The sequence below is a fragment of the Paenibacillus sp. 1_12 genome, assembly GCF_900114475.1.
Taxonomy (GTDB): domain Bacteria; phylum Bacillota; class Bacilli; order Paenibacillales; family NBRC-103111; genus Paenibacillus_S.
On record NZ_FOTE01000001.1, the window covers coordinates 905,555 to 912,513 of the forward strand.

The following is a 6,959-nucleotide window of genomic DNA, read 5'->3' on the forward strand; positions in this document are numbered from 1 at the left end:
AAAAGCCCTCCTGAAACATCCAGGAGAGCTTTGGCGCTTTAATAGCTTTAATAGTAAATCATGGCTTGGGAGGATGGCAAAGAATGACCTCTAAGGGTTCTTCATCCAAGCTGAGCCATTTCATGGAGAGCAAGGATGCCGGCAGAAAAAATGTATGTCCCTTCGTAATGCTGATTTCTTCCGTTCCCCAGATTAGCTTGCCTTTTCCTTTTACAACAATGGCTATTGCAAATGTTCCAGCGGTATCGATCGAATAATCCGAAACGACTGTCAAACGGTTCATTGTGAATCGGTCTGTATCTGTTTCTTTAATTAGTGCGGTCAAGCTGCCTCCGGCTGTTTCCTGAAGCTTGCTTGGGTCAATAAACCATTTGCTTTTAATTTGCTCCAGCGTATAAGCGTCATAATGAAAGCAATCAAGCATGGTATCGAAGCCCAAGCCTTGATGGCAAGCTTGATCTGGAACGATATTGCCTCTTGGAGTTACTTTCTCCGTACGCAGAGTGTAATCTGTAGGCTCCTGAATTTCAATAAGGAAGCAGCCAATGCCAATAGCGTGAGGGACTCCACCTTCTACAAGATAGACCTCACCCTCACGCACCGGAATCCGGTGCAGGGCATCGATCATACCGGGAATATCCTGCCGATCAAACAGTTCTTTCCATTTCTCTGCCGTCACCCCAGGCTTGAAGCCAAATAAAACATAAGGCTCTTCCCCATCGATTTGTCTGCCACCAATCACATACCAGGCTTCCGTCTTTCCGAACTGGGAATTGAACATCGATTTCGCAAACTCACGGTCCGGGTGTACTTGAATCGTCAGCCGCTCGCTGGAATCCAGCAATTTGACCAATACAGCCGTGTGAGACCCATGCTTTTCAACATGTTTTTTTCCCAGAAACGCCTCAGGATCGAACTCGATGACTTCCTGCAAGGTAACTTCCGTGCCATCGGTAAGCTTGATTTTGCTTAACCCCTCATCCTGGATATGCTCGCGTCCGACATTCGTAGCTTTCACTACCGAAGCTACCCACTCCTCCGGAAAGCTGCTGTCTTCTGGATGACCATTGCCCTGCCACTGATCAATGAGCTTGCCGCCCGAATAGGTGCGCCATACCCGATTGGCTTGCAGCAGGATTGGCTGCGAAGCTAATTTACCGAAATTCGAATCGGACATCCTTATCCCCTCCATGAAAGCTTATAAATAGCGACATCTTTGCTTGGTATAGCTACTTGTAATACTACCTGATCCTGCTGTTGACTTACAACCGTGTCGCTTCCGTGAGTGATGTCTGCAGCTGACTCCAGCTTGGAACCGATTCCGTTCAATACCACTTCCGATTGTACGGCTTCATCCGTGTAGTTGAAAACGAACAACAAGAGCCCGTCTTCTCCTCGTAATGTACACAATTTCAATCTGGAGTCTATCGCGGAATGCAGTGCAAGGGAGTATTTGGCATCCAGCTGCTGAACCCACTTCAACACATCCGGGTTGGGTTCCATATGATAACCATACCAAAGCATTGTGGAAATATAAATAATGCGACCTTGTCCTATCGGTGAACACAGCACAGCAGGATTATGGTCCGAGAAGCTGCCCCATACCTCCGCTTGCGATTGACCCATACTGAGAATTTTTCGTTCAAAGTAACCGGGAATACTCGTCTGTGCCTTATCTCCGTCTGCTTCAAGTGTAATTTGAAGGTTAAGCGGATCAATATCCACGAAACGGTAGCCAAGCTCAGTATTCAGCTCCCCGCCTGGCAAATCCTCATTCAGGATACTATCTTCACGTATTTCGCCAAATTTGCCGTCCGCGATAACCGTACCCCCCTGCTCTGCAAACTGCTTGATAGCGTCCGCAAGCTCAGGCCCAATCGCAAGCTGATTTGTTAGGAACAAGGTTTGGAACTCGTTTACTTTTCCACTTTTCACATCGTCAGGAGTAATGAATTTAGCAGGAATATTGAGCTCCCACAAGCATTCATATAAACCGGCAATGGAGTTAATATAAATATTCGTTTCTTTGGGAACGGTAAGCGTAAAGGCTTTAGTAAAATCATGCGTCAGCTTATCGTACAAAATCGCTACACGCGGTTGCTCAGGCTCATAGGATGTGAATTCTCGGGCATGCGTTTCAAGAATGTTGGCGATCTCAGCAGCCGCATGCGCTCTTGGAGTAAACCCACCCTGCGTATCAACTAATCCCCGGCCAGCTGTTTGAATGCCTTTGATGAATGGATCCCATTTCCAATAAATCATCCCCTTGGCTCCGTGAGAAATAGCTTCCCAATTCCACCATTTAAGCTCGTAAGGATATACGATACTGTTTGGATTAAACATGTTGCGGTGGTGGCTTTGCAGCTCGGAAATCCAGAAACGGCCTGTTTTCGTTGCAGAATGCACACCGACAAACGTTTCCCAGCGCTTATAATGCGGCTGACCCACCAAATTTTCCTTTGGATAGAACGAGATCCCATATTCGTCTACATTCTCTGCAACATTCCAGTCATCATGAGGTCTGGTGTAAAAATTGTCCGTAGCAATCATGGAATTGATATTATCGGCAATCGTCGGGTGATCCGGGTCCACTGCTTTCACGTAGCCTTTCCACTCATTCAAAATCATACCCACGTTAGCCTTACGGAATTGCTCCCAATCGACAAATGGCATTACACTGGCCCACAACCAATACGTAAACTCAATTTGCTGCCAATCATAGTAGGAACGGTCCCATACTTCATTTAACCGATCAATCGTACCGTATTTGTCTTCAAGCCAGCTGCGGAACAGCTGCAGCGTATAGCGATCATACGAGGTAAACATCGTCTCATTAAGAATATCGTATCCGTATAAAGCTGCATATCCTTTATAAGCATTGGCGACATCGGTATAATTTTTCTTGACCAGCTGCTTGACTTCGGGATGGTTGTAGTTTAAATAATCGAATATAATTTTATCGTTATCCACGGTTCCATTCGCTTTTGTAGCATAATACTCTTCTCTCATAAGAAAATCGGGCGCGTACTCCAGAGCGGTGATTTGACCGGCCAGCTCCATAATAACCTTCATGCCGATTTGCTCCGCATGCTTGAGAATCTCTATCCCCGTCTGAAAAGGATAGTTGGCATTGGCCTTATTTTCCCACCAAAAAACGGCAGGCCAAATGACAACAAAGTTCATACCGCATTCACTCATACTGTCCAATTTCTTTTTGATCGTTTCAAGCGTAAACTCACGCTGTACCTTGAGCACCGAACCGTATGGAAAAGATTTCATTATCGTGTTCTCCCTACCTTTATATTCATAGTCATCTTCTAATTATAAATATTTGGAGGCTTCATTATAAGAAAGGAACATGACCAAATCAAAAAAATTTATACTTTTTCAAAATCCTCCTGCTGGTGCAGCAGTACAAAAAAACCAAAAGCCTAATATGCTTTCGGTTCTAATTACAACTCTCTTATTCAATCCTTTGTCATGAACTTGCGGATTTCTTCCATTAACAGCTTGTGATCATATGAACCTTTTTGAATAACATTCGATACATAACCCTTCAGCTTCGATTGATCCTCCGACGTAATAGTCTTGGCTGTTACGACAACAACGGGGATATCACTCCACCTCTCCTGTTTACGCAGCTCGGCAAGGAATTGAAAGCCATCCATCTCTGGCATCATCAAGTCAAGCAGAATCAGTTCCGGTATATTCCGCTCCATATAATCCAGGGCGATCCGACCATTTACTGCCTTAGCAACAGAGTAACCCTCTTTGTGCAGCATTCTTGTCATTAATTCACTTGTTGTCGCGTCATCCTCGATCACCAGAATTGTGTGGTCGTTCCGATTCGAGATATATTTATCCATCACCTCAATCAAACGGTCCCGCTGTACGGGCTTCATCAGAAATTCGGATGCGCCAAGCTCATAACCCAAGTACTTATCACTTGTCATTGACCAGATGACAACGGGAATATCCCGCAGCTCTGGGTCACTCTTGAGTGCAGCCAGTACGCTCCAGCCATCCATGTTCGGCATGAGGATATCGAGACAAATCACTTTCGGGCGCAGCTGCTTCGCCATTAAAACTCCCTCTTGTCCAGTTTCGGCAAATGCCAGGGTCCAGCCCTCTTTCGAGAGGTAGCGAGTCATCAATTCCTGATTGAAATTCTCGTCATCGATCAGCAGAATGCTGACCTTACTTGTTTCTTCTACGTGTTCCTGATAGACGACTGGATGCGCCTGATCGGACTCCTGCCGAGGAGGAGAGATCGGCAGCCAGCAAATAAAGGTACTTCCAGCCCCGAGCTCGCTGTCCACTTCAATGTCGCCACCCATAATATTGCAGAATCTTTGGCTGATTGCCAGTCCAAGACCCGTTCCTCCGTATTTACGTGTTGTGGAAGAATCGGCCTGAGTGAACGGCTGAAACAGCTTATCCATTTGTTCGAGCGTTATGCCTATGCCTGTATCCTTCACACTGAAGCAGTAGCCTGTCTGGTTATTTCTGGTTTGCCGGTAACCCTTAAAAGTGATCGTGCCTTCTTTTGTGAATTTACTTGCATTACTAAGCAAATTAATCAATATTTGCCGAAGCTTTGTCACATCAATGGTCATTTCCCCGTTCTCGCAGTGAACTTCCAATTGATTCTGATTGGCTTCTATCAGTGGTTGTACCGTCATCATTACATCCTGAACTAGGTCTGCTACCTCGCAGTTCTCGAAGTACATCTCCATTTTACCCGCTTCAATCTTAGAAATATCCAAAATATCATTAATAAGTGATAGCAAATGGTTTCCTGCCTTGCTGATTTTTCCAAGATCATCCACGAACATGGGATCGCCAAGCTCTTCCGCATCTTCCTTCAGCATTTCACTGTACCCGATGATGGCATTGAGCGGCGTTCTCAATTCATGGCTCATGTTCGCCAGAAACTGACTTTTAATCTGATTCGCCTGAATAGCTTCGTCATGGGCTTTCTCAAGCTGTGCTGTTCGTTCCTTTACCAATTCCTCCAAATGGTCATTCAGCTTCCGAAGCTCCTGATTTATTCGGACATTTTCATCTGTTTTCTCTTTGATTTCTGAGTCTTTATGTGAAAATCTTTTGGAAATAAATATACCTAGTATAGAAAGACCAAGCGTAAATAAAGTACCTACGGCTATGAAATAAGCTAGCCATTTTTGATCCAGTACAACACCAGAGGACAGTGCCGATTTAACTCCCAATTGAAAATGTGCTGCCATCATCCCCGTATAATGCATACCGACGATCGCGGCTCCCATAATCAACCCGCTTCCTAGCTTTTTCCAGACTCTCCCTCTGCCTAAATAAAATGACAACAATAATGCAGAGTTTGAAGCGACAATCGCGATGACGATAGAAAGTAAAAAGAAGAAAGGATCATATGTAATATCGATCATCATGGCAGCCATCCCAATATAATGCATCGCGGAGATGCCCCCGGCAAGCAGCATCCCGCCACTGATTAATTGACGAAGTTTTACTTGTTGTCGACCTACAATACTTAGGGCAATAAAGGAGGCAATGATAGCTACCAGCATAGATAGTACAACAAGCCAGATATCATACGCGACCGGAACGGTCAATGAAAAGGCCAGCATCCCGACGAAATGCATCGACCAGATCCCCATACCCATAGCGACGGCACCAAATGATACCCATAACCATTGACGTTTTCCTGTTGAGGTGCTAATTCTTCCAGACAAATCGAGAACCATATACGAAGCTACTACCGCAACGATGTAAGAAGCACTCACTAGTAAGCTATCGTATGAGCCATGAACATGATCCAATAAAATTCAACTCCAGTATATATTTTCATTATTTATATCGGATTTATATTCATTTATCATAATGTGTAATCAAGCTGCTTGTAAACTAAATCTCTGATCAAGCTTAGCTTAAAGAAACTACATGTTGAGGTAGTTCCAACTGCAGCCTCCTTGTTATTCTATCATTCTCGATCGTTTGCTGATGATCCTTTTCCAAGTGGCAGACTTTGGGGGATGATGAACTTTAAAGGGAATGCACATTGATAGTCTCAGCAGCTTGTGTAGAACTATCACTTCCCAACGCCTGAACATAAATGTGATCATGAAGTGACCGATTCCCGAATTCCCATACTAAAGACCAGCCATCACTTCCATCTTTGTCGTAACCAATGAGTATTCTTTCACTCCACGTTTCCGTCCCTGTCGGGACTAACCAAAATAGAACTGTTTCTGTATTTTCAGCCTCCGCATAAATAGTCATGGTTCCAACACCTTTAGGAGCAACCGACCATCCCGATTCCTCCGTTAAATCCGTATATACCTTCAATAGCTGAGCACGTGTATCCACTTGTTCCAGTTTGTTGGATGAAGCAGCCGTTCCCTTCTGCGTCTGAGGAGCTTCGACATGTGTACATGCTGAGAGAATCAGCATAATCAATAACAAGTATGTACCGATTGTAAGGTTTCGCATAAATGCCTCCGATATTTTGTATTATTACTTTAGACGATTTGGACAAACTTAAAGTTACAAATTCTAGAAATCCACAAAGCAGCTGCCGTATTTTCTCCGCACACCGCAAATAAAACAAGCTGACTCCTGTTGTGAACTGCACCCCGTCAAGTAGACACAACAAATAATAAAAATCGGTTAAGCGGTCTTGGTCCTGAATTCTAATGGACTGAGGCCGTTTAGTTTTGCCTGCAAACGCTCGTTATTGTAAAAATAAATGTACGCATCCATGTCCTTTTGAAGTTCTTCGAAGGTTGGGTAGGTACGACGCAAATAATACTTCTCGCATTTAAGAGTTCCCCAGAAGGATTCCATGGGGCCGTTATCAATGCACCTGCCCACTCGAGACATACTCTGTACGATCTTGCCCTCTAAGAGCTTCTTGAAGCTTATCGAGGTGTACTGAAAACCACGGTCACTATGAAGCATAGGCG

The 6,959-nt window shown here is 44.5% G+C and carries 5 protein-coding genes; all 5 read right to left on the minus strand.

All coding sequences use genetic code 11. The features are described 5' to 3' along the window. Positions 1–58: 58 nt before the first annotated feature. Positions 59–1,177, minus strand: a complete 1,119-nt coding sequence (locus BM210_RS03955; protein ID WP_091164580.1) for a type I phosphomannose isomerase catalytic subunit — start codon at positions 1,175–1,177, stop codon at positions 59–61. A gap of 2 nt (positions 1,178–1,179) precedes the next feature. Then, complete coding sequence (locus BM210_RS03960; RefSeq protein WP_091164583.1) at positions 1,180–3,279, minus strand: beta-galactosidase; 2,100 nt, start codon at positions 3,277–3,279, stop codon at positions 1,180–1,182. A 188-nt stretch (positions 3,280–3,467) separates the two neighbouring features. Next, on the minus strand, positions 3,468–5,816 hold the full coding sequence (locus BM210_RS03965) for a hybrid sensor histidine kinase/response regulator (RefSeq protein WP_091164586.1): 2,349 nt from the start codon (positions 5,814–5,816) through the stop codon (positions 3,468–3,470). Between the two features lie 223 nt (positions 5,817–6,039). Then, positions 6,040–6,486, minus strand: coding sequence for a hypothetical protein (locus tag BM210_RS03970; protein ID WP_091164587.1), 447 nt, complete (start codon positions 6,484–6,486; stop codon positions 6,040–6,042). Between the two features lie 177 nt (positions 6,487–6,663). After that, on the minus strand, positions 6,664–6,959 hold a 296-nt coding region (locus BM210_RS03975; protein ID WP_143100988.1), incomplete at its 5' end, for an IS3 family transposase.

What these genes read in the sequence shown, in the direction of transcription:
- BM210_RS03955 (WP_091164580.1), bottom strand. Translation starts at nt 1,177, where the DNA reads ATGTCCGATTCGAATTTCGGTAAATTAGCTTCGCAGCCAATCCTGCTG.
- BM210_RS03960 (WP_091164583.1), bottom strand. Translation starts at nt 3,279, where the DNA reads ATGAAATCTTTTCCATACGGTTCGGTGCTCAAGGTACAGCGTGAGTTT.
- BM210_RS03970 (WP_091164587.1), bottom strand. Translation starts at nt 6,486, where the DNA reads ATGCGAAACCTTACAATCGGTACATACTTGTTATTGATTATGCTGATT.